This window comes from Marinomonas sp. 63XJN7_7_ISO-PGPR-S23-202, assembly GCF_056173505.1.
Map to the genome: position 1 here is coordinate 4389736 of NZ_CM149677.1, position 19212 is coordinate 4408947.

Below are 19212 nucleotides of genomic sequence, written 5' to 3' on the forward strand. Positions count from 1 at the left end.
CGTTGATACACAAACAAAAAAAGAGCAAGTCGGCAGATTAACTTGCTCTTTTTTATCCAGCATAAAGAAGACGAATACGAAAACTTAACCCGTCTGTTCCAGCACCGTGCCAGTGGTTGACATTTTAAAGCGCGGATGCGATAGCCCGCCCACCCGCTCTAAGACCTCACCATTAAAGGTTTCATAACGGCAGCGAACCAACGTCCGTTCAGAATGATCAACATGATTCACAATACGATCAAAGTCCTTGATCTCAAGTACAAGGTATTCATCTTTAGTGGCTGGGTTTTGGTATTTTCCGAGTAGCGTCTGAGTCGTCTTCACCTTCCCCTCCTGACACAAGTTTATGACTGGCAAAATGTTGGTGATATCAGACTAAGCTGGATTCAGGAAAGAAGTATTGCGATAGATCAAGCAAATAGCCAAATACCAACAGTATGATGTTGCTATCTGGCCTTTATTGCTTCATTTAATAGCCAATCAACAAACAGAAGACAATATTGCTGATTTTCGTGGCGCTGTAATAGGTAATAGCCATATTCAGTACAGAGCTTAAATTTAAAAGGCGCAATAAGCTGACCACTACTCAAGGCATCTACCACTAACGGCTCGCTGGCCAATGCAATTCCACCCCCTTGTTCTGCTGCTTTTAAAGCCAAATGTGAATGGTTGTAGTGGAGCCCTGCCGTTGATTCATAATCTTGAGAACTCCCAGGATTGATAGCAGCAGCCTGCCACCAGTCAAGCCAGCTTGTTCCTAAATTATCATCATGGATTAAAGGACAATGCTGAAAAATCTCGTCCTTGTGATGTACGTTTTCTAAAATTTTCGGACTAACAACGGGAAAAATCGTTTCCTCTAAAAGGGCAGTCGCAATGCAGCCATCCCAATCCCCTTGCCCGTACAAAACGGCAATATCCGCATCGCTCGTTCGGAATCCTTCAGTGTATTCTCGGGTAATAATTTGCACTGATATATTAGGATGAGTTTGCAAAAAAGTTGGTAACCGATCAACTAACCAGCGATTAGCAAACGAGTCCGTTGTTTGTAGTCTTATTACTTGGCTTTTTCCTGCGCGGGCTTGAGCATGGGCGGTGATATTTTCCAATCCCGATAAGGATTCAGCCACATCATTTAGATAATCACGCCCCAATGATGTCATAGTGACGGATCGTGTATTACGCGTAAAAAGCGCAAAACCCAGCCAATCTTCAAGAGCTCTTATCCTGTGACTAATAGCCGATGGCGTCACATGTAACTCATCTGCGGCGGCAGTAAAGCTGGACAACCGAGCGACAGCATCCGCTGCAATCATCCCCGCCAGCGGAGGGAGACTACGTTTTGCATACCCCATACTCACTTGTGAATTCCTCTCATGCCCTTTGAAATTATTATCCTTTGTCATTCTGTCAATTGACCTAGAAGATGTCAGGAAACGAGTGTCACTTATTACTGAGATCTAGAGATTTAGCCCTGCAAAAATCCATCAATTAAAGGTCACCCTTATGAGCCAATATAAAGAAATAGTCTATCAAGATAAAGAATGGGATATTTCATTATATGCCCTAGGCATTTTAGCCGCTTTATTTGCCACAGGCGTCTGGTCCCTTAACTTTGTTATTCCTTTTGTTATTGGACAGTATTCTATTTTTGATTTCGCTCTCTTTAGATTTGTTATTTCTGGTTTTGTTGGAGTCATAATTCTTATTTTAAAACGCAATAAGCTTCGTAGAATGGACATCAAAGATTTGGCAGTTATTGCTTGGCTATCTTTTACAGGCTATGTGGGCTTTTTTCTTCTGGTATCCAGTTCTGCTATCTTTGCAGGCCCAATTATCGCACCCGCCATACTAAGCCTTGTACCTATTGTCCTATCTATTAGCGGTAACCTATATCATAGATCCATCCCTTGGCGTGCGCTTTCTATTCCTTTGATACTCATTATTGGAGGACTAGCACTGGTAAACGGTAACTATTATACAGTTCACAAAAAGGCGATATTGGCACTCCCTTATACAGGCATAATGCTTGCCATTGGAGCCGTCATAGTATGGACATGGTTTGGGCTACTGAATGCAAGCGCCTTGAAAGCTAGACCGTCAATGGATTCCTCAGTATGGAGCGCAATGCTATTGATTGGTGGGGGAATCGAAATGCTACTTTTCTTTCCCATAGGGTCGTTTATCGGTTTATTTAATATCCCAGAATTAGGCTTATCTTGGGCATCCGCCAGTTCACTATGGGTATGGGGCGTATCATTGGCATTTATGTCCTCTGTTGGCGGTGTTTGGGCATGGACGATTGCCTCTCGCCGTCTTCCCATCGCGTTGTCTGCTCAACTTGTTGTTTTCGAGACAATCTTTGGTGTTATTTTTGGCCTAATAACACGTCATCGTTGGCCGACAGGGCTTGATATCAGTGGCTTAATTCTTCTCATAGGAGGCGTTATCATCGCTATTCGTGTTTTTTACAGACCTAAAACAGCTAAGGTTAAGCCTCAAATATTATAAAAACCTTCTTACCACTTTTATAATAAGAGGATTCCGTATACGTAAGACAGACATCGAAGTATTGCTTCATTTAATGAGCAAAGCTTACTGATTTAAAACATGATACTTCAATATGAATTTGTTGGGGCTACCTGACATCTAATATGCGTTTGGAGATAGTCCGATATTAGCTGAGATAATCAACTAACATGCTTCGAACATCAGAAATATGTGCTGGTTCACCAACACGCGGCGCGACAAGACGAAACCTAACATCGGGCATTTTCGGAAAGTCCGGTAGAGAATTGAGTGACACTGTATTTGGGGGAATGGCAGAGGAGTTGAGACAAGTAACACCTAATCCTGCTTCTATCGCCATGTGCAAACCACCTATGCCGGACGCCGAATGGGCTATTTTATAGGATGTCCCGTGTGATTTAAGCGACTTTACGATGAAGCGCTGAAGCGAACATGTATCAGGCAAAACGACAAGCGGTATGACACCGCTGTCAGGGAGCGAGAACGATTTATCTGCCACCCAGACCAAAGGCTCTTGTCGCAGATAAGTATGGTTGACTGTTTCTGCAGGGGAAATAGTTGCGGCATCCAAGACCTCCATTGAAAGTCCGATATCAAACTCTTCACCAGTGTCGTCATCAATTATGGCACTTTTACGGATTGAAACATGCAAATGTAACTTGGGAAATTGGTCGCGCAAGCGTCTCAGAAGTCCTGGCAAGGCATTTGGACGGAAATAATCAGTAATCGCCAAGTGTAAATTGCCCGCGAGCTGGGCGTCCTGCATATCACGCAGTGCCGCGTCACTCAGGGCTAGTAATTCATGGGCATATCTGACAAGTCGCTGGCCTGACGGTGTCAGCTTAGCCCCCATTTTTCCGCGATCAAGAAGAGTTACGCCGCACATATCTTCAAGTTTGCGAACCTGTTCGCTAACGGCTGATTGTGAGCGATTAAGGCATGGTGCTGCTGCCGACAAACTACCGGTTTCTGCAACGACAACCAAGGTTTTTAGAAGATCAAGATCAAAAAGTCGTGCCATTTTATCCACCCTATTTTCCGATAGATGATATCACTTATTCCCGCTTTTCCAATAAAAAAGATCGACCTATTATGGTGATGACAAAAAACACTCAGATAGGAGACAGACATGCCGGGAATCATACTTATCGTTTCGGGAACACCCGATGCAGAGTTAACTAAGCACCTCGTTACGGAGATTTCAAACCTTACCTGTAAGGCTCTAAAAAAGGATCTTGAGCGGTGTACAATGATTATTCAGTACCAACCCAAGAATCAGTGGTTCATCGCTGGCCAGTCATTAGAGGTACACGGCAAAAACGCTTTTCGTCTTCAAGTCATGGTTACTGATGAGACCAATACCAAGGCGGAAAAAGCTAACTTTCATCGGCAAGCCTTTGCAGTGCTTAAGAGGGTTATTGGGAATCTTCATCCACACTCGAACATTCATATCGTTGATTGTCGGGCATCGGCCTATGGGTATGCAGGCATAACGCAGGAAGAGCACAGTTTCACAAAATAATGGTCTAGGTGCGATATCCAGCATCTAGGTATGCAATGCTTAGCAGAATGGCAGATGACAAAAAACCTAGCACTGAGGCTAGGTTTTTTTATGGTTGGTATTTAGACCTCGCGGCATACTCCAGAATGAACTCGACTTGGTTTTATTAAGTTGTTTCTAAATCCCAGACTATTTCTTAAACTTATATGCAAGACAGACACCAAAGTATTACATCCTTGGCACGGCAAAGACTCGCGGTGTTAGGCGATTATTTCTCCGCTAAGAGAGGTGAAGAAAATAATATGATAGAAAGACGACTGAGCTAAAAACTAGAGTTAGGTTCCTCTAAAAATGCTAATTCTTCAAGTGACGATTTTCGCCCTAAAATGGCATTTCTATGTGGATAACGACCGAAACGATCCACAATTTTTTTGTGTTTCAGCTCAAAGTCCAAATTATTCACAATTCCCAAGCTTCTAAACAACTTTACGGCCTCTTCATGAATCACGGCGGATTCACTGTGCATAAAAGGCATATATAAAAAGCTTCGTTCTGAAAGCGATAAGGATTGATCAAAACCGTTTTGAATGGCCACTTGAGCCAGTGCTAACGCCATCGAGTCAGCAGCAAAAGCTTCTGGTTGGTCGCGGTAAATATTACGTGAAAATTGATCGAGTAAAATTATCTCAGCCAATGCACCTTTAGGAGAATGACGCCAAGCGGACAGTTCCCCCTGAACCGCTTGTTGATGAAGTTTGCCAAATCTGGTGATGATTTTATTATCGAAGTCGGTGTTTTTCTGAAACCACAACTCTGAATCAATCTCGTTAAACCAAAAATCCAATACTTCTTGATACATAACGCTAGCCTCAAATCAACAAACTAACTAAAGCTTAATCACCATTAACGCTTCAATCAAATCTCTCAATTGTTGTGTAATAAAAGGTCGTTTCTGCTCGTCCAGTTGATATTCCGACTGTTTCGCTAGCTCGTCGTCTAAGTAAGTGTCTTGGGAGAGTTCAAGCTGGATCGCGTGAACCCCATGATGTGGCTGGCCAAAATGACGAGTGATATAGCCCCCTGTAAATCGACCATTGAGTACTTGTGTGTAGTTGGGTCTTAGGATTTGCGTGGCGGCATTCGCTAACGTGCTGTCACAAGCCTTGCCTTCGTTGGTTCCCCAATTAAAGTCTGGCAAATGCCCCTCAAATAACATGGGCACTTCGGCCGCGATACTGTGTGCGTCAAATAAAATCGCGTAGCCAAATTTGGCTTTTAAACGTGCTAGTTCTTGGGCAATCGCGTCGTGATAGGGCATCCAAATCTGCTCTTTACAGAAGGTTCGGTGCTCAGCGCTTGGCGTTTTTCCTGCTTCAAAAATGGGGCTTTCGTCAAATAAGATATCAGGAAACAAGCCCGTGGTTTTGGTCGCGTAAAGGGGTTTGTCATCATAGGGACGATTCAGGTCAATCACGTAGCGAGAGTAGTTTGCTTTAATAAAACCCACGCCTAAAGAGACAAGAAAGTCGTATAACTCAGGCATATACCAATCTGTATCCGGTAGTTTTTTCGCCTTCTCCGTCAAACCTGCTGCCACCTCTGGTGTCAAATTCAATCCGCAGTGCGGCATGCTAACCAGTAAAGGCGAGCCCCCTTGCACAAAATCAAACGCTGGGGGAGTGAGAGGTGCTGGGGTTGTCATGGTGCTTCTCCTAGATTCTTATTGTCTGAATTTGTTGCCATAGCCCTTATTTCCGTGGCTCTTGTTACCAAAGTAAATGCGCTCTTTTATTAAATTGCCACCCAACCAATAGCTGAGTTCGCCAGGGCTTTCTACGTCCCAACAGATGAAATCTGCCGCTTTACCGACTTCTAAGCTACCATGAGTATCGGCCATTCCCAATGCTTTTGCTGCATGAATAGTGGCGCCAGCCAGTGCTTCTTCTGGCGTCAGCGCGAACAAGGTACAGGCCATATTCATCATAAGACGCAAAGATAACGCGGGGGACGTCCCTGGGTTGGCGTCCGTAGCAATCGCCATCGGCACACCATATTGACGCAGCAAAGCAATTGGCGGGCGCTGGGTTTCTTTTAACGTGAAAAACGCCCCCGGCAACAACACGGCCACCGTGCCAGAATCCGCCATGGCTTTCACGTCAGCTTCTTCAATAAATTCAATATGATCCGCCGACAAAGCCTTAAACGACGATGCCATGCGAGTACCACCTAAGGAAGACAACTGTTCCGCATGGATTTTCACGGGCAAACCTAACGACTCGGCGGTGTTAAAATAACGCGCCACTTGCTCGGTACTAAAGGCAATCCCTTCACAAAAAGCATCGACGGCATCGGCCATTCCCAGTTCAGCAACTTTTGGCAACACTGTCTCGCAAAGGTAATCGATATATTCGTCTTTATCTGTGTATTCTGGTGGCATGGCATGGGCCGCCAGACAAGTCAGTTTCACGTTAACAGGCAGCTCTTGCTCTAAACGCGCGGCGACTCGCAGCATTTTCAGCTCGCTTTCAAGGGATAAACCATAGCCAGATTTGATTTCAACCGTGGTGACACCGTCTTGCATTAAGCTTTGTAAGCGACGTTTAGCGCTGACGACTAAGTCGTCTTCACTGGCATCACGGGTAGCTCTTACAGAGGAGGCAATACCGCCGCCCTGCTGGGCAATCTCTTGATAGCTAACGCCATTGAGACGTTGCTCAAATTCCCCCGCCCGATTGCCGCCAAACACTAAGTGTGTATGGCAATCGACTAAACCGGGGGTGACCCAACCACCCGCTAAATCATGCTCGGCATGCGCTTGGTAATGAGGTAAGTCAGCGGCTTCGCCAATCCAAGCGATGTGACCGTCGACCACACCAATGGCCGCATTTTCAATGGAGCTGTACTTCCCACCTTTCATCGTCGCGACATGGGCACCACGCCATAGGCTATCAAAGAGCACGGGCGTTTGAGAATCGGCCTTAGGTGTCGTCATTGCTTACTCCTTAATGCATTTCGACCATTAAACGCTCGGTAGTAAACCCGCTGGCATGGCTTCGTTATGAACCGCTTCCAGAAGCAATCCATTGGCTTTTTCAATGTCTGGTGCGAAGTAACGGTCTTTATCGTAGAAAGGCACGCGAGCACGCAAAGTCGCACGGGCGTTTTCTAGACGTTTACTGGATTTCAGTGGTGCACGGAAATCTAAGCCTTGTACCGCAGATAAAATTTCCACGGCTAAGATACCGCGAGTATTTTCTGCCATGTCTTTCAAACGGCGTGCCGCAAAGGTTGCCATAGAAACATGGTCTTCTTGGTTGGCAGAGGTAGGTAAACTGTCTACCGACGCTGGATGGGCATACGTTTTGTTTTCGCTCGCAAGCGCCGCTGCGGTGACTTGGGCAATCATAAAACCCGAGTTAACACCACCATTGTCCACAAGGAATGGCGGTAATTTGCTCAAGTTGCTGTCGATCAATAACGCCATACGACGCTCAGACAAGCTGCCGATTTCGGCAATCGCTAACGCCAAATTGTCTGCGGCCATGGCAACCGGTTCTGCATGGAAGTTCCCCCCTGAGATGATGTCCCCTTCTGCCGCAAACACCAATGGATTGTCCGACACCGAGTTAGCTTCCACACACAAGACTTTTGCTGTGCTGCGGATTTGCTCAAGGCAGGCCCCCATCACTTGTGGTTGGCAACGCAGTGAATAAGGGTCTTGAACCTTCTCACAACCTTTATGGGAATCGCCAAGCTCTGACGTTTCGCCCAATAGATGACGGTAAGCCGCTGCGGCATCAATTTGAGTTTGATGGCCTCGTACTTCATGAATACGCGCATCAAATGGGCTGCGGCTACCCAGCGCGGCTTCCACTGACAAAGATCCGCAGACAATCGCCGATGCAAACAGATCTTCTGCTTCAAACAGACCTTCCAAGGCAAATGCCGTGGACGCTTGCGTGCCGTTTAGTAGCGCCAACCCTTCTTTGGGCGCCAAAGTAATGGGCTCTAATCCTGCAATAGACAGCGCCGCTTGCCCGGAAATAATTTCACCGCGATAACGGGCTTTGCCTTCGCCTAATAATACCGTGCTCATGTGAGCCAATGGTGCCAAATCCCCCGATGCACCGACTGAACCTTTTTTCGGAATGCATGGGTAGACTTCTTTGTTGATCAAAGTCATCAAGGCTTCGATCACTTCAAGGCGAATACCAGAAAACCCACGGGCTAGGCTGTTTACTTTCAGCGCCATGATGAGTTTGACGGTTTTGTCATTCATTAACTCGCCGATGCCTGCCGCATGAGACAGCACGATACTGCGTTGTAGCTCTTCCAAATCTTCTGGCGCGATACGTGTATTGGCCAGCAACCCGAAGCCTGTGTTAATACCGTACACAGTGCGGTTTTCTGCAATCACATCGTTCACCACCTGTGTGCTGGCATGAATCGCAGAAATGGCACTGTCATCAAGGCTTAGCTTAACGTGACGACGGCTGATTTGGCGCAGATCGTTTAGACTCAATTGACCCGGTTTTATGGTTAATTCAAACATGATGTTTCTCTCTAATATGTTGCGGTGTTCTGCAAGACGATTTCGTAAATGTTAAGTTAGTCGGAGTTTGCAATGCTTGTTTGACGCTCCACAACCCATTATTTCAGTGCCATCGGCAAATTCAGCCCCTGCTCTTTCGCACACTCAATGGCAATATCGTAACCTGCATCCGCATGACGCATCACGCCAGTTGCTGGATCATTATGAAGAACCCGCGCAATACGCTCAGCTGCGTCATCGCTACCGTCACAGACAATCACCATACCCGCGTGTTGTGAAAAGCCCATACCTACGCCGCCACCATGATGCAACGACACCCAGGTCGCGCCAGACGCGGTGTTTAACAAGGCATTTAACAACGGCCAATCGGATACCGCATCCGAACCGTCTTGCATGCCTTCGGTTTCCCGGTTTGGACTGGCCACCGAGCCGGAATCTAGATGGTCACGGCCGATCACGATTGGCGCCGACAATTCACCGCTGCGCACCATTTCATTAAAGGCTAGGCCAAGTTTGGCCCGTTGACCAAGACCCACCCAACAAATACGTGCTGGCAGACCTTGGAATTGAATACGCTCACGGGCCATATCCAACCAGTGATGTAGATGCTCATCGTCTGGAATCAATTCTTTTACTTTCGCATCGGTTTTATAAATGTCTTCTGGATTACCAGACAGTGCTGCCCAACGGAAAGGGCCCACGCCACGGCAGAACAAAGGGCGAATGTAAGCCGGTACGAAACCTGGGAAATCAAATGCGTTTTCGACCCCCTCTTCCATGGCCATTTGACGAATGTTGTTACCATAATCAAAGGTGGGAATGCCCATTTTTTGGAATGCCAACATGGCTTCAACATGCTTCGCCATAGATTGTTTCGCGGCTTTAACAATTGCCTGCGGCTCAGTTTGAGATTTCTCACGGTATTCTTCCCAGCTCATACCGATTGGCAAATAGCCATTTAGCGGATCATGGGCAGAGGTTTGGTCCGTTACCATGTCTGGGCGAATGCCACGTTTTACCATTTCAGGTAGGATGTCTGCAGCATTACCACATAATGCGATTGAGACGGCTTTGCCTTCCGCTGTGTATTTTTTGATACGTGCCATGGCGTCATCAAGATCAGTGGCTTGTTCATCCACATAGCGCGTACGTAGACGAAAATCGATGCGGCTTTGCTGACATTCGATGTTCAAAGAACAGGCACCCGCTAGGGTTGCGGCTAGTGGCTGAGCGCCCCCCATACCACCAAGACCTGCCGTTAATACCCAACGACCTGCTAGCTTACCATCGTAATGTTGGCGACCTGCTTCGACAAAGGTTTCGTATGTCCCTTGCACAATGCCTTGGCTACCGATGTAGATCCAAGAACCGGCGGTCATTTGTCCATACATTGCGAGGCCTTTGGCATCCAGTTCGTTGAAATGTTCCCAGTTTGCCCAATGTGGCACCAAGTTTGAGTTGGCAATCAAAACACGAGGTGCGTTGCTATGGGTTTTAAACACGCCCACTGGCTTACCAGACTGAACCAAAAGCGTCTCGTCTGCTTCTAGCTCTTTTAGGGATTCAACAATCTTGTCATAGCACTCCCAATCACGCGCTGCACGGCCAATACCACCGTAAACCACTAATTCTTCTGGGTTTTCTGCAACATCAGGATCGAGATTGTTCATTAACATGCGCATCGGCGCTTCGGTCAACCAAGACTTGGCGGTGAGAGTGGTACCCGTTGGCGCTTTAACAACACCAGCGCGGTAGCGCTTTTGCGAAATAGTTGGCTTAGTCATGATCCGTACCTTTAAAATGATGTGTTATCTCAAATGTATATACAACTTAACTAAAACATAATTTTTTAATGCGTCTGTTGCAAGCTTTTTTTCTATCCAATAGAGGTTTTTAAAGCAAGGAAAACGAAAAAAAAGAATGGACATTAAAAAATTCCTTATTTACTAATAAGTTAAAAATAGGTTTTATAAAAAAGCCAAAAAGAGAAGAAACGTCATCTTGTATGTACAAGTTATTTTCCATTACACTCATACTTGTCAACCACACAGTAACCCTGTCCAACTCAGGAATTGATTATGCCCAACCACGACCAGACGGATCTCTTTGATAACGAGAGCCTTCCCCAAACCTATTTTGCTAAACGGGTGCTATTGCCTTCTGGTTGGGCAAATAATGTGCTTTTTTCTATCAAAAACGGTCAATTCCTCTCATTTGAGCGAGACAGCACACCAACGACAGGCTGCCAGAGACTGACAGGCCCCGTCCTACCAACAATCGCCAACCTGCATTCTCATGCCTTTCAGCGGGTAATGGCAGGGGCGACGGAGGTCTGCCTCAATCCCAACGATAGCTTTTGGAGTTGGCGCGATTTAATGTACAAAATCGTGCAGAAACTGACGCCTGACGACGCGCGCGTCATCGCGACTCAGCTTTATATTGATATGCTAAAAGCGGGTTACACCCAAGTGGGCGAATTCCACTATTTACACCATGGCTTGGGTGGAAAGCACTATGATCAAGTGGGTGAAATGGCGAACCAGCTTATTGCGGCGGCGGACGACTCTGGCATGGGATTAACGCTACTGCCGGTGCTCTACTCCCATTCTGGCTTTGGTGGTCAGGCGCCCAATGCAGGCCAAGCGCGGTTTATCAACTCGACAGAGTCGTATCTCAAGCTGCATCAGGCTTGCCAGTCTAAGCTTAACGATCACCCACATCATAAATTGGGCGTCTGTTTTCATTCATTGCGAGCTGTGACTAAGCCTCAAATTGAGACGGTACTCAACACCCTTAATGCGTCGTATCGCGATACTTGCCCAATCCATATTCATATTGCAGAGCAACAAAAAGAAGTCCAAGACAGCTTGGCTTATAGTGGTCAGCGACCTGTGGAATGGCTACATAACGAAATTGGTCTAAATGAGCGTTGGTGTTTGGTTCATGCCACCCATTTAACCGAGAGCGAGCGTCACGCCATTGCCAAAAGCCAAGCCGTCGTTGGATTGTGTCCGACAACGGAGGCGAATTTAGGGGATGGTATTTTTCCTGGCGTCGCCTTTGAACAAGATAATGGCCGTTGGGGCATCGGCTCTGACAGCCATGTGAGCCTATCGATTGTCGAAGAGCTGCGAACCTATGAATACGGACAACGTCTACGCGATCAACAACGCAACCGTTTGTATCGCGCAGATCAAACCCGCGTTGGCGATAACCTTTACCAACAATCCTTACAGGGCGGCAATCAAGCCTGTGATGTATCATTGGGATTAACGAAAGGTAACCGGGCTGATTTTATGGTACTCGACGAGTCTCACCCTTTTATGGCGGCAAGCGAACCCAAAGATCTGCTCAATCGCTGGCTGTTTGCCAGCAATGAAAACCTTGTTAAAGACGTCTTCGTAGCAGGCAACCACATCATTAAAAACTTCCACCACCAGCAAGAAGAAAACAGCCGTCTGGCCTTTATTCAAGTCATTAAAAAGGTGATGTATGACGCCTAACACTCGGTTGCCTTACCAGATTCTTTCGCAGAGCGATTACCAACGCATGCCATGGAAAAATGGTCTTGGCGAAGCGTTAGAAATTCAACGTCATGAAGATAAAAACGGCCTACGTTTTCGTATCAGCCAAGCCTCAGTTGTAGAAGATGGTGTATTTTCCGACTTCAGCGAGTTGCATCGCACCTTGGTGTTGCTCTCTGGTGAGGGGATGATATTGACTCACCAGGGAGTCAACACGCCGCCCTATTCTCATCGCCTGACTCAGCCACTTGATATAGCACGTTTTGCGGGAGGCGATAAAACCCACGCAACACTGATCAAGGGCGCCATTGAAGACCTCAATATTATGGTGCGAGAAGCCGACACCCAAGCCAATGTGGAGGTGGTGAAAGCCCCTTACTCCATAACATTGCCAACTGACGAGCGTACTGTGTTTTGCGGTATTTATGTCTCTGAGGACAGTGTCGTTGAAAAAAATAATGGCGACCTCTTGCTGCTAAAGGCCCACAGCATGATGCTGTTATCAAAAGATACGCATCTAACATTGACGCAGGGGCACGGCATTTTTATCACTATTTTGGACGCTTAATTAACGTCCAAAATGCCCAAACAGTTGGAAGCGGGAACCCGGGTGCAGCAAGCGCGCCACGGTAATGATATCGTCTCCCGCCCAAGTACGACGATTAATCTGTAAGCATGGTTCGGTAGGCGAAATTTGCAAACGCTCGCACTCCGTTGGCGTTGGCAACACCGCTTCGACCAAATGCTCCCCTTCCGTCATGGGAGCAGTAGTCATTAGGTATTCATAGGAGGTGTGTTTGGAAAGGTCCTGCTTATCGTAATCGGGTGCGCGACTGGCATTCACGATGCGCTCTTCGATTTGAATCGGCAGATCGTCTTCATAATGGATCACCACGGAACGGAAAATACCATGATTGGTGCGCACCCCGAGCATCACGGCTTCTTCTACACTGGCTTTAGCGGATTCCAGCACTAATAACTCCGAACGGTGCTGGTGGCCACGAGCAATGATCTCTTCGGCAATGTTATGCACTTCAAACAAAGCAGAATGGGCTTTCTTTTCTGCCACGAATGTTCCAAGGCCCTGATGACGAACCAATATCCCTTCAGCGGTTAATTCCCGCAATGCACGATTCACCGTCATCCGGCTCACACCCAGGGCTTTCACCCATTCCGCCTCGGATGGGACGCGCTGATTCACTTGCCACTGACCATGACTGATTTTTTGGGTGATAGCCTGCTTTAGTTTGGCATAAATGGGCTGTGACGCATCGGGCATATCATCAAATAAATGCGCAAGCATTGATAGAGTGTCTTCTGACAATGGAATATCCGTTTGCTGATGAATGAAGTGCTATTATATCGCGACGCTCAAGCATCAAACAATAGACTTGTATAGACAATTCAACCTAACATGCGCATTTCTTCTTGTGATAATACCGACGATTATATCGGCATCATCCATAATACAGCCAACCAAGCAAGCCCGATGACCAGTGACAGAACGATACCCAAGCGAGGCGTCTGTACTTGCACAGGCCCCGTTAGACCTTTCTTTTTGCCGTGCAGCATGGCGAGAAATAACCGTTCCTTAAGATGAATTTCATGGAACAAAACGGCCAAGATGTGTAAGGCGACTAATGCTAATAAAATATTAGGTAATGTATGGTGAATGGTTGAAATACGATCTAGCCAATCATCGGAAGCATAACCATTGAAAGGCCCAAACCAAAAAATCTGATCACTGGTAAACAGTCCCGTCAACCATTGGAGGCTCAACCCAAGAAATAATACAACCACCATTAATGCGCCAATCGGATTATGACCCGCATAGTGCTCATGATGTCCGGTAAGCAATCCCTTCAAATAAGAGAAGACCACCTTAGGAGAGCGTACAAACTGTCCAAAACGCGCATAATGAGATCCCCAAATGCCATATAAAACACGGGCTATGATTAACGCCGACAAACTATACCCCATATAAAAATGGTATTTGAGCCAGTCACCTCCTTCATTGCCAGTTATGATCAATCCCGTAAACAAAAGCGCCATCAACCAATGACTGACTCGAATCGGCCAATCCCATACTAATTCAGATTTCATATTTGTTTTTTTCCTATGCAATAACCGCATTCGTTCGCTAAAAATACATCATCAGACTATTTTTTAACGAAGGCAGTTTAACGGGCGTCTCTTGATTGAGGTATTGGCAAGCACCATCACCCTGCTAAATATATTCATAGTAGACAAAAAAATCGCCATAAGTTCATTCCGCTCATGGTATTTATTTATCTATTAAGTTTAGACGCTTTTTCTCTTTTCTTAATTAACATAACAACGCCATATAACAAGGAGTGACACCATGTTGCTAGGCTTTCTCTTTATTATTGCTTTGGCCTGTCTGGCCATTGGCTACAGTTATCTTTTTAAAGGCCGATTTTTTGCGAGACAAAACCTCGTTATTGACCTGCCTTTTGACATCGTATCAGAAAACCTAAAAGATCTAAGCAACTGGCCACAATGGATACCTTGGCTGCTCTTTGAACCGAACACAAAAGTGCATTATGACTACTCCCACGCTGGAGAAACCACCCTGTTACCCTCATGCTTAAGTTGGAAAGGTAAACTCATTAAAGAAGGGTATATTCTCATGAAACCGGCTCGCCCCAGCGCCAGCTACTGTCATGCTGTCATCGAGGCCAATGCGTTTTATCCAAAGGATGTGTTTCTTAGTATCGACCTTACTAAACAAGGCTCCCATACGGGAATTAACCTGCAACTCACGGGAAGCGTCCCTTTTCTATTGCGTTACAAAACGGCCCTTCTAAAAATTCGTGCTAACAAAGACCTTGAGCTCTCCCTATTACGATTAAACGCTCATTTGGTTCAATACAGCCAACGCACGGATTACGAGTTTTCAGACCCTTCCTACACATTTTTAGACACCAAGCAACTTGGTCATTTCGATGCGGTTACTCGCCCCTTTACGGCAAAAGATCAATCCATCCCACAAAAAATAGAACAGGGCTTTCACGATTTATTCACGGCTCTTGGCCCACAAAACCCAACAACGGGTCATCGATTTACCCTCTATAGCAAAGCCGACCCGATTCATCATGACTTTGAAGGCGTTCTGGGGGTATTAGTACAAAATGTAGAGCCCTGCGACCTGCACCCAGAACGGATCACCCTTAACGGAACATACCTGCAATTACTCTACCATGGTAGCTATCAACATCTTTCTCTGGCGTGGCATGTGATTTACAACATGATGCGCTTACAAGGCCATCGACCAGATAAAAAGCACCCGAGTATAGAGATCTACGAAATGGGACCAGGCCAAACCAACAGCCCAAAAGAGTACGTTACAAAGGTATGCTTACCAATTAAGTAGCTTTTTTATTCGTTAAGGGTAAAATCGAGAATAAAGAAGTCTAATATCTACTCACTTTAAGGATGAAAAATGATGATCTCTGACCACCAGCTCTGGTTTATAGACCGCGCATTTGAGTTAATACTTACGATTGCCTTTTTCTATGTTTTTAAACATCTTTTCCATATAAATAATAGTTGGCTATTAGGTTTTTTGGCCGTTTCCTCAAGTTATTTAGTCGCAGATGTTGTCTATAAACAGGTTGAAAAAACTAAACTGTGGGCAAAGCTTCGGTCTAATCAACAATAGAGCCCTTCCCCTGTATCATGCCCATATTTGGGACTTTTTTGCGGTTCTAGATATAAATGCCCTATTCCTTTAGAGTATGCTAATCATTAACGCCCCCCAACACATGATGCTGAGCATTCTTGATGGATCAAGGGTAGCGAGCATTACGCTTTAAGCATACGTAGCAAATACCTTTTAAACGAATAAGAGCCGATTACGATGACAACTCTCTATCAGGACCATCTCACTGTATTACAACAACGCTATGAAGCCGCCTTAACACACTTCCAATGTGATGCCGTAATACTGGCGTCAGGTCATAAACAATATTACTTCCAAGACGACCATACAGCGCCCTTTCATAGTTACTCAGGTGCCCAACAATGGCTTCCATTTACCTTGAGTGCAGAAACCTATCTCATCATTGAAGCAGGCAAAAAACCGCGTATTGTGTGGCCGGTTCGTGATGATTTTTGGCACGCACCAAATCCCGTTCCCGCTGGTGAGTGGCAGGATAGCTGGGACATTACCCCCGCCCGTCGTGACGATAAATGGTTTCAAGGTTTACCAGAAAAATGTGCCTGGCTTGGCCCCGAACCACAAGATTTTGCTCATGTTATCCCAGGTTTCAATACCTATGTGGATTTTGCCAAAGCGGTGAAAACCCCTTATGAAATAGCCGCTATTCAACGTGCTAGCGTCCGTGGTGCAAAAGGTCACCTTGCCGCAAGAGATGCCTTTTTAAATGGCTTGAGTGAATTTGAAATTCATTTGGCCTATTTACAAGCCAGCCAACAAACCGCCAACCAAGAGCCTTACCCTAGCATTATAGGCGTCAACGAACATGCTTCGGTGCTGCATTATGAACACAAAGACTTTGATCGTAGCGCCAATCCACTAACCTTGCTGATTGATGCTGGCGCCACGGAGCACGGTTATGCCAGTGATATAACACGCACCTTTACCAAACAAGACGATGAGTTCCGAGCTTTGGTCAAAAGTCTGGACAGTGCCGAGCAAGAAATGGCAAAAAAAGCCTTGTCTGGCACCTCCTATCCTGAACTCCACCAAGGGGCTCTGCGAACCATTGCAGGTATTCTCCAGGATCATAAAATTTGCTCGTTGAGTGCAGACGAACAAATCGCAAAAGGTATTACACAAACCTTCTTCCCCCATGGCCTTGGACATTTGTTAGGGTTGCAGGTGCACGATGTAGGTGGCTTTCATCAGGATGTGTTAGGCACTCGTCGTGAGCCTGATGCGAATGCGCCTTTCTTAAGACTGACCCGTACATTAGAAGAAAACATGGTGCTCACCATCGAACCAGGCCTATATTTTATCCCCATGCTGTTGGACAAAATGCAGGCTGAGATACCACAACATGGGTGTGATATGGCACTCATTAAGCAGTTCATTCCCTACGGTGGTATTCGTATTGAGGACAATATCGTTGTCAAAGCAACAGCATCGGTTAATTTAACTAGGCAAGCCTTCTCTGAATACGAAGCGTAAATCATTAAGCCTTATAAACCACAAGCGACGCGATTCTGGAACAGAAGTAATAGTATCGCTTGTGGTGGTTAGCCAAACGAAGTAAATAGTTTTTTTGTTGCGATTATGGTGAGTTTCTACTAAAAATGTGGACGTTTATCGATTATCCATTACTAAAATAGTATAAAATTCGCGAGTTTTGGAATCGATAAACTCTTTTCTCATTCACGACTCTTAAGCTAAAGTAATCCACGTTGCCGATTATTTACCCCATTTGGGTAAATAAAAATAATAATAAACGTTTTGACCTTAGCTCATTTATTTTGCATAAGGCTAACCGGAGACCCCATGAAAAAAACAGTACTTACACTACTCGCGGCCCTCTCGCTATCCTCAGCGGCAAGTTTTGCTGCCTACCCTGACAAAGACATTCAAGGCATTATCCAATGGGGAGCTGGCGGCTCAACGGATACGGTCATGCGTTCCATCGCGCCACATGTCGAAAAACTTCTCGGTACAGACATTATTCTCACCAACAAAACAGGTGGTGTGGGGGCGATTGCCACCAAGTATGTTTACGCTAAACGCGCCGACGGTTACACCCTGCTCATGGGGGCTGAAAACCCACAGATGTATAAAGTCTTAGGCTTGGGTAAGATCGACTACAGCGATATGATCCCCATTGATATCTTAGCCCGTGGCACGCCAATCATTGTTGCCAATAACAACGCGCCTTATAACAACATGGAAGAATTTCTGGATTATATTCATAACCATCCAAACCAAGTAAAAATAGGCTCAACAGGCAAAGGCGGGATGACGTCACTGGTGCTTGCCATGCTCAAATCACAAACTAAAATGAATTACATTAGTATTCCTTACAATGGCGACGGCCCAGCGTTAACCGCGATTCAAAGCGGTGCCATTGATGTCATGCCCGCCGTATTAGGAGCCGCCATTGAGCAAGTGAAAGCAGGTCGTATGAAGGTCATTGGGCTGATTGATAATGAGCCCAATAAATTACTGCCCAACATAAAACCCGTGACAGACACCTTGCCAGGAATGAAAAAATATCTGCCTTGGGGTCCTTTTTTTGGCGTGTTCGTGAAAAAAGGCACACCTAAGGTAGCGGTTCAAAAACTACGAACTGCGTTCCACGAAGCCGCGTTGAATCCTGATTTCGTTAAACTTATGGATAAGCGTGGTTACAGTATTTTGAATATCAGTGGTAAAAAGGCAAGAAACTTCTTGGACTCCTATCGCTCAACCTCCTCTTGGTTAGCATACGATGGCGGAGTCGCGAAAATCTCCCCGGCTAAATTCGATATTCCAAAACCTTAATACTGCGAACGATGTGAGATATCACGCTGATGATCTCACTCATCATCAAACAGGAGAGTCGCTCTTGCACGACTCTCCTTGTATTGGCATAACCTGGAGTCTATATGTCCAGCCCATCTCTACGTAAGCCAGGCGAGTTAGTTTTTTCTTTGCTGTTGGTTGTGTTTAGTGTTTTTGTCTTTTGGCAGGCTTACAAAATCGCAGGCTTCTCCTCCATGAGCTCTGCTGGGGCATTCCCTATGGCCGCATCCTTCGCGATGTTGTTGGCTTCTTGTTTTATTTTTGTGAAGACGTTAAGAACCCCTAAAGCGCAAGGGATGCGCTTTTTTTACCACTGTTTACCACCCGTTGTTGCCATTATCATGGCCATTATCCTGATATACGCCGTATTACTGGACAGTGTCGGCTTTACTCTAACAAGTTTTGCTTTTCTCTTTATTTGTATACAAATACTGCATCGACGGAGCCCTTTCTACACCTTTGCTCTGTCTCTTATTACGCTCGTCGTGGTGTATATTGTATTCCGACTGATTTTCCAAGTCGTTCTTCCCGAAGGTATTGTCCCAGAAGATCGAATCATCGCTGTCATCAAGTCACTGTGGAGCTAATCACA

18 protein-coding genes are annotated in these 19212 nt (G+C 45.9%); 8 read left to right on the forward strand and 10 right to left on the reverse strand.

From position 1 onward, the window contains the following. Positions 1–84: 84 nt before the first annotated feature. Together AC0VYG_RS20200 and AC0VYG_RS20205 are read right to left on the reverse strand one after the other, a co-directional pair. Complete coding sequence (locus tag AC0VYG_RS20200; RefSeq protein ID WP_199478744.1) at positions 85–324, reverse strand: hypothetical protein; 240 nt, start codon at positions 322–324, stop codon at positions 85–87. Between the two features lie 122 nt (positions 325–446). Further along, the gene (locus AC0VYG_RS20205) at positions 447–1355 is read right to left on the reverse strand and encodes a LysR substrate-binding domain-containing protein (protein WP_475432561.1); all 909 of its coding nucleotides are present in this window, start codon (positions 1353–1355) and stop codon (positions 447–449) included. A 151-nt stretch (positions 1356–1506) separates the two neighbouring features. Here AC0VYG_RS20205 and AC0VYG_RS20210 point away from each other — a divergent pair, with 151 nt between their 5' ends. Further along, positions 1507–2511 carry a DMT family transporter gene (locus AC0VYG_RS20210; RefSeq protein WP_475429685.1) on the forward strand — a complete coding sequence of 335 codons (1005 nt, stop codon included), beginning with the start codon at positions 1507–1509 and terminating at the stop codon, positions 2509–2511. Between the two features lie 166 nt (positions 2512–2677). Here the strand turns inward: AC0VYG_RS20210 and AC0VYG_RS20215 are convergent, their stop codons facing one another. After that, on the reverse strand, positions 2678–3550 hold the full coding sequence (locus AC0VYG_RS20215) for a LysR family transcriptional regulator (RefSeq protein ID WP_475429686.1): 873 nt from the start codon (positions 3548–3550) through the stop codon (positions 2678–2680). 108 nt (positions 3551–3658) lie between these two features. Here AC0VYG_RS20215 and AC0VYG_RS20220 point away from each other — a divergent pair, with 108 nt between their 5' ends. Next, positions 3659–4051, forward strand: coding sequence for a tautomerase family protein (locus AC0VYG_RS20220; protein ID WP_475429687.1), 393 nt, complete (start codon positions 3659–3661; stop codon positions 4049–4051). Positions 4052–4352: 301 nt separating this feature from the next. Here AC0VYG_RS20220 and AC0VYG_RS20225 read toward each other — a convergent pair whose 3' ends face one another. From AC0VYG_RS20225 to hutU, 5 genes are all read right to left on the reverse strand, one after another. Continuing rightward, positions 4353–4889 (reverse strand): DUF924 family protein, encoded by a 537-nt coding sequence (locus AC0VYG_RS20225; RefSeq protein ID WP_475429688.1) that lies wholly within the window; start codon positions 4887–4889, stop codon positions 4353–4355. A 27-nt stretch (positions 4890–4916) separates the two neighbouring features. Next, a complete protein-coding gene (hutG, locus tag AC0VYG_RS20230; protein WP_475429689.1) occupies positions 4917–5732 on the reverse strand; it encodes an N-formylglutamate deformylase in 816 nt (271 codons plus the stop codon). Between the two features lie 18 nt (positions 5733–5750). Beyond that, a complete protein-coding gene (gene hutI, locus AC0VYG_RS20235; RefSeq protein ID WP_475429690.1) occupies positions 5751–7022 on the reverse strand; it encodes an imidazolonepropionase in 1272 nt (423 codons plus the stop codon). Between the two features lie 27 nt (positions 7023–7049). Next, positions 7050–8582 (reverse strand): histidine ammonia-lyase, encoded by a 1533-nt coding sequence (gene hutH, locus AC0VYG_RS20240; protein ID WP_475429691.1) that lies wholly within the window; start codon positions 8580–8582, stop codon positions 7050–7052. Positions 8583–8680: 98 nt separating this feature from the next. Continuing rightward, positions 8681–10366, reverse strand: coding sequence for a urocanate hydratase (gene hutU, locus AC0VYG_RS20245; protein WP_067019105.1), 1686 nt, complete (start codon positions 10364–10366; stop codon positions 8681–8683). Positions 10367–10660: 294 nt separating this feature from the next. On the opposite strand from hutU, the gene AC0VYG_RS20250 reads away from it, so the two are divergent. Continuing rightward, positions 10661–12085: a formimidoylglutamate deiminase gene (locus AC0VYG_RS20250; RefSeq protein WP_475429692.1), complete on the forward strand. Its 1425-nt coding sequence runs from the start codon at positions 10661–10663 to the stop codon at positions 12083–12085. Next, on the forward strand, positions 12075–12674 hold the full coding sequence (locus AC0VYG_RS20255; protein ID WP_475429693.1) for a HutD/Ves family protein: 600 nt from the start codon (positions 12075–12077) through the stop codon (positions 12672–12674). The genes AC0VYG_RS20250 and AC0VYG_RS20255 overlap by 11 nt, the downstream gene beginning before the upstream one ends. On the opposite strand, the gene hutC is transcribed toward AC0VYG_RS20255, so the two are convergent. Next, positions 12675–13430 carry a histidine utilization repressor gene (gene hutC, locus AC0VYG_RS20260; protein ID WP_475429694.1) on the reverse strand — a complete coding sequence of 252 codons (756 nt, stop codon included), beginning with the start codon at positions 13428–13430 and terminating at the stop codon, positions 12675–12677. It lies immediately after the preceding gene. Between the two features lie 122 nt (positions 13431–13552). After that, the gene (locus AC0VYG_RS20265; protein WP_475429695.1) at positions 13553–14209 is read right to left on the reverse strand and encodes a cytochrome b/b6 domain-containing protein; all 657 of its coding nucleotides are present in this window, start codon (positions 14207–14209) and stop codon (positions 13553–13555) included. Between the two features lie 259 nt (positions 14210–14468). Here AC0VYG_RS20265 and AC0VYG_RS20270 point away from each other — a divergent pair, with 259 nt between their 5' ends. The 4 genes from AC0VYG_RS20270 to AC0VYG_RS20285 all read left to right on the forward strand — a co-directional run bounded on the left by AC0VYG_RS20270 (position 14469) and on the right by AC0VYG_RS20285 (position 19207). Continuing rightward, positions 14469–15500 (forward strand): GyrI-like domain-containing protein, encoded by a 1032-nt coding sequence (locus AC0VYG_RS20270; RefSeq protein WP_475429696.1) that lies wholly within the window; start codon positions 14469–14471, stop codon positions 15498–15500. Positions 15501–15986: 486 nt separating this feature from the next. Beyond that, positions 15987–17279 carry a Xaa-Pro dipeptidase gene (pepQ, locus tag AC0VYG_RS20275; RefSeq protein WP_475429697.1) on the forward strand — a complete coding sequence of 431 codons (1293 nt, stop codon included), beginning with the start codon at positions 15987–15989 and terminating at the stop codon, positions 17277–17279. A gap of 327 nt (positions 17280–17606) precedes the next feature. Continuing rightward, positions 17607–18599 (forward strand): tripartite tricarboxylate transporter substrate binding protein, encoded by a 993-nt coding sequence (locus tag AC0VYG_RS20280; RefSeq protein WP_475429698.1) that lies wholly within the window; start codon positions 17607–17609, stop codon positions 18597–18599. Between the two features lie 104 nt (positions 18600–18703). Next, the gene (locus tag AC0VYG_RS20285) at positions 18704–19207 is read left to right on the forward strand and encodes a tripartite tricarboxylate transporter TctB family protein (protein WP_475429699.1); all 504 of its coding nucleotides are present in this window, start codon (positions 18704–18706) and stop codon (positions 19205–19207) included. Positions 19208–19212 lie beyond the last annotated feature (5 nt).

Excerpts from the sequence above, each read along its gene's own strand:
- AC0VYG_RS20205 (WP_475432561.1), bottom strand. The coding sequence starts at position 1,355 with ATGGGGTATGCAAAACGTAGTCTCCCTCCGCTGGCGGGGATGATTGCA.
- AC0VYG_RS20210 (WP_475429685.1), top strand. The coding sequence starts at position 1,507 with ATGAGCCAATATAAAGAAATAGTCTATCAAGATAAAGAATGGGATATT.
- AC0VYG_RS20215 (WP_475429686.1), bottom strand. The coding sequence starts at position 3,550 with ATGGCACGACTTTTTGATCTTGATCTTCTAAAAACCTTGGTTGTCGTT.
- AC0VYG_RS20220 (WP_475429687.1), top strand. The coding sequence starts at position 3,659 with ATGCCGGGAATCATACTTATCGTTTCGGGAACACCCGATGCAGAGTTA.
- AC0VYG_RS20225 (WP_475429688.1), bottom strand. The coding sequence starts at position 4,889 with ATGTATCAAGAAGTATTGGATTTTTGGTTTAACGAGATTGATTCAGAG.
- hutG (WP_475429689.1), bottom strand. The coding sequence starts at position 5,732 with ATGACAACCCCAGCACCTCTCACTCCCCCAGCGTTTGATTTTGTGCAA.
- hutI (WP_475429690.1), bottom strand. The coding sequence starts at position 7,022 with ATGACGACACCTAAGGCCGATTCTCAAACGCCCGTGCTCTTTGATAGC.
- hutH (WP_475429691.1), bottom strand. The coding sequence starts at position 8,582 with ATGTTTGAATTAACCATAAAACCGGGTCAATTGAGTCTAAACGATCTG.
- hutU (WP_067019105.1), bottom strand. The coding sequence starts at position 10,366 with ATGACTAAGCCAACTATTTCGCAAAAGCGCTACCGCGCTGGTGTTGTT.
- AC0VYG_RS20250 (WP_475429692.1), top strand. The coding sequence starts at position 10,661 with ATGCCCAACCACGACCAGACGGATCTCTTTGATAACGAGAGCCTTCCC.
- AC0VYG_RS20255 (WP_475429693.1), top strand. The coding sequence starts at position 12,075 with ATGACGCCTAACACTCGGTTGCCTTACCAGATTCTTTCGCAGAGCGAT.
- AC0VYG_RS20265 (WP_475429695.1), bottom strand. The coding sequence starts at position 14,209 with ATGAAATCTGAATTAGTATGGGATTGGCCGATTCGAGTCAGTCATTGG.
- AC0VYG_RS20270 (WP_475429696.1), top strand. The coding sequence starts at position 14,469 with ATGTTGCTAGGCTTTCTCTTTATTATTGCTTTGGCCTGTCTGGCCATT.
- pepQ (WP_475429697.1), top strand. The coding sequence starts at position 15,987 with ATGACAACTCTCTATCAGGACCATCTCACTGTATTACAACAACGCTAT.
- AC0VYG_RS20280 (WP_475429698.1), top strand. The coding sequence starts at position 17,607 with ATGAAAAAAACAGTACTTACACTACTCGCGGCCCTCTCGCTATCCTCA.
- AC0VYG_RS20285 (WP_475429699.1), top strand. The coding sequence starts at position 18,704 with ATGTCCAGCCCATCTCTACGTAAGCCAGGCGAGTTAGTTTTTTCTTTG.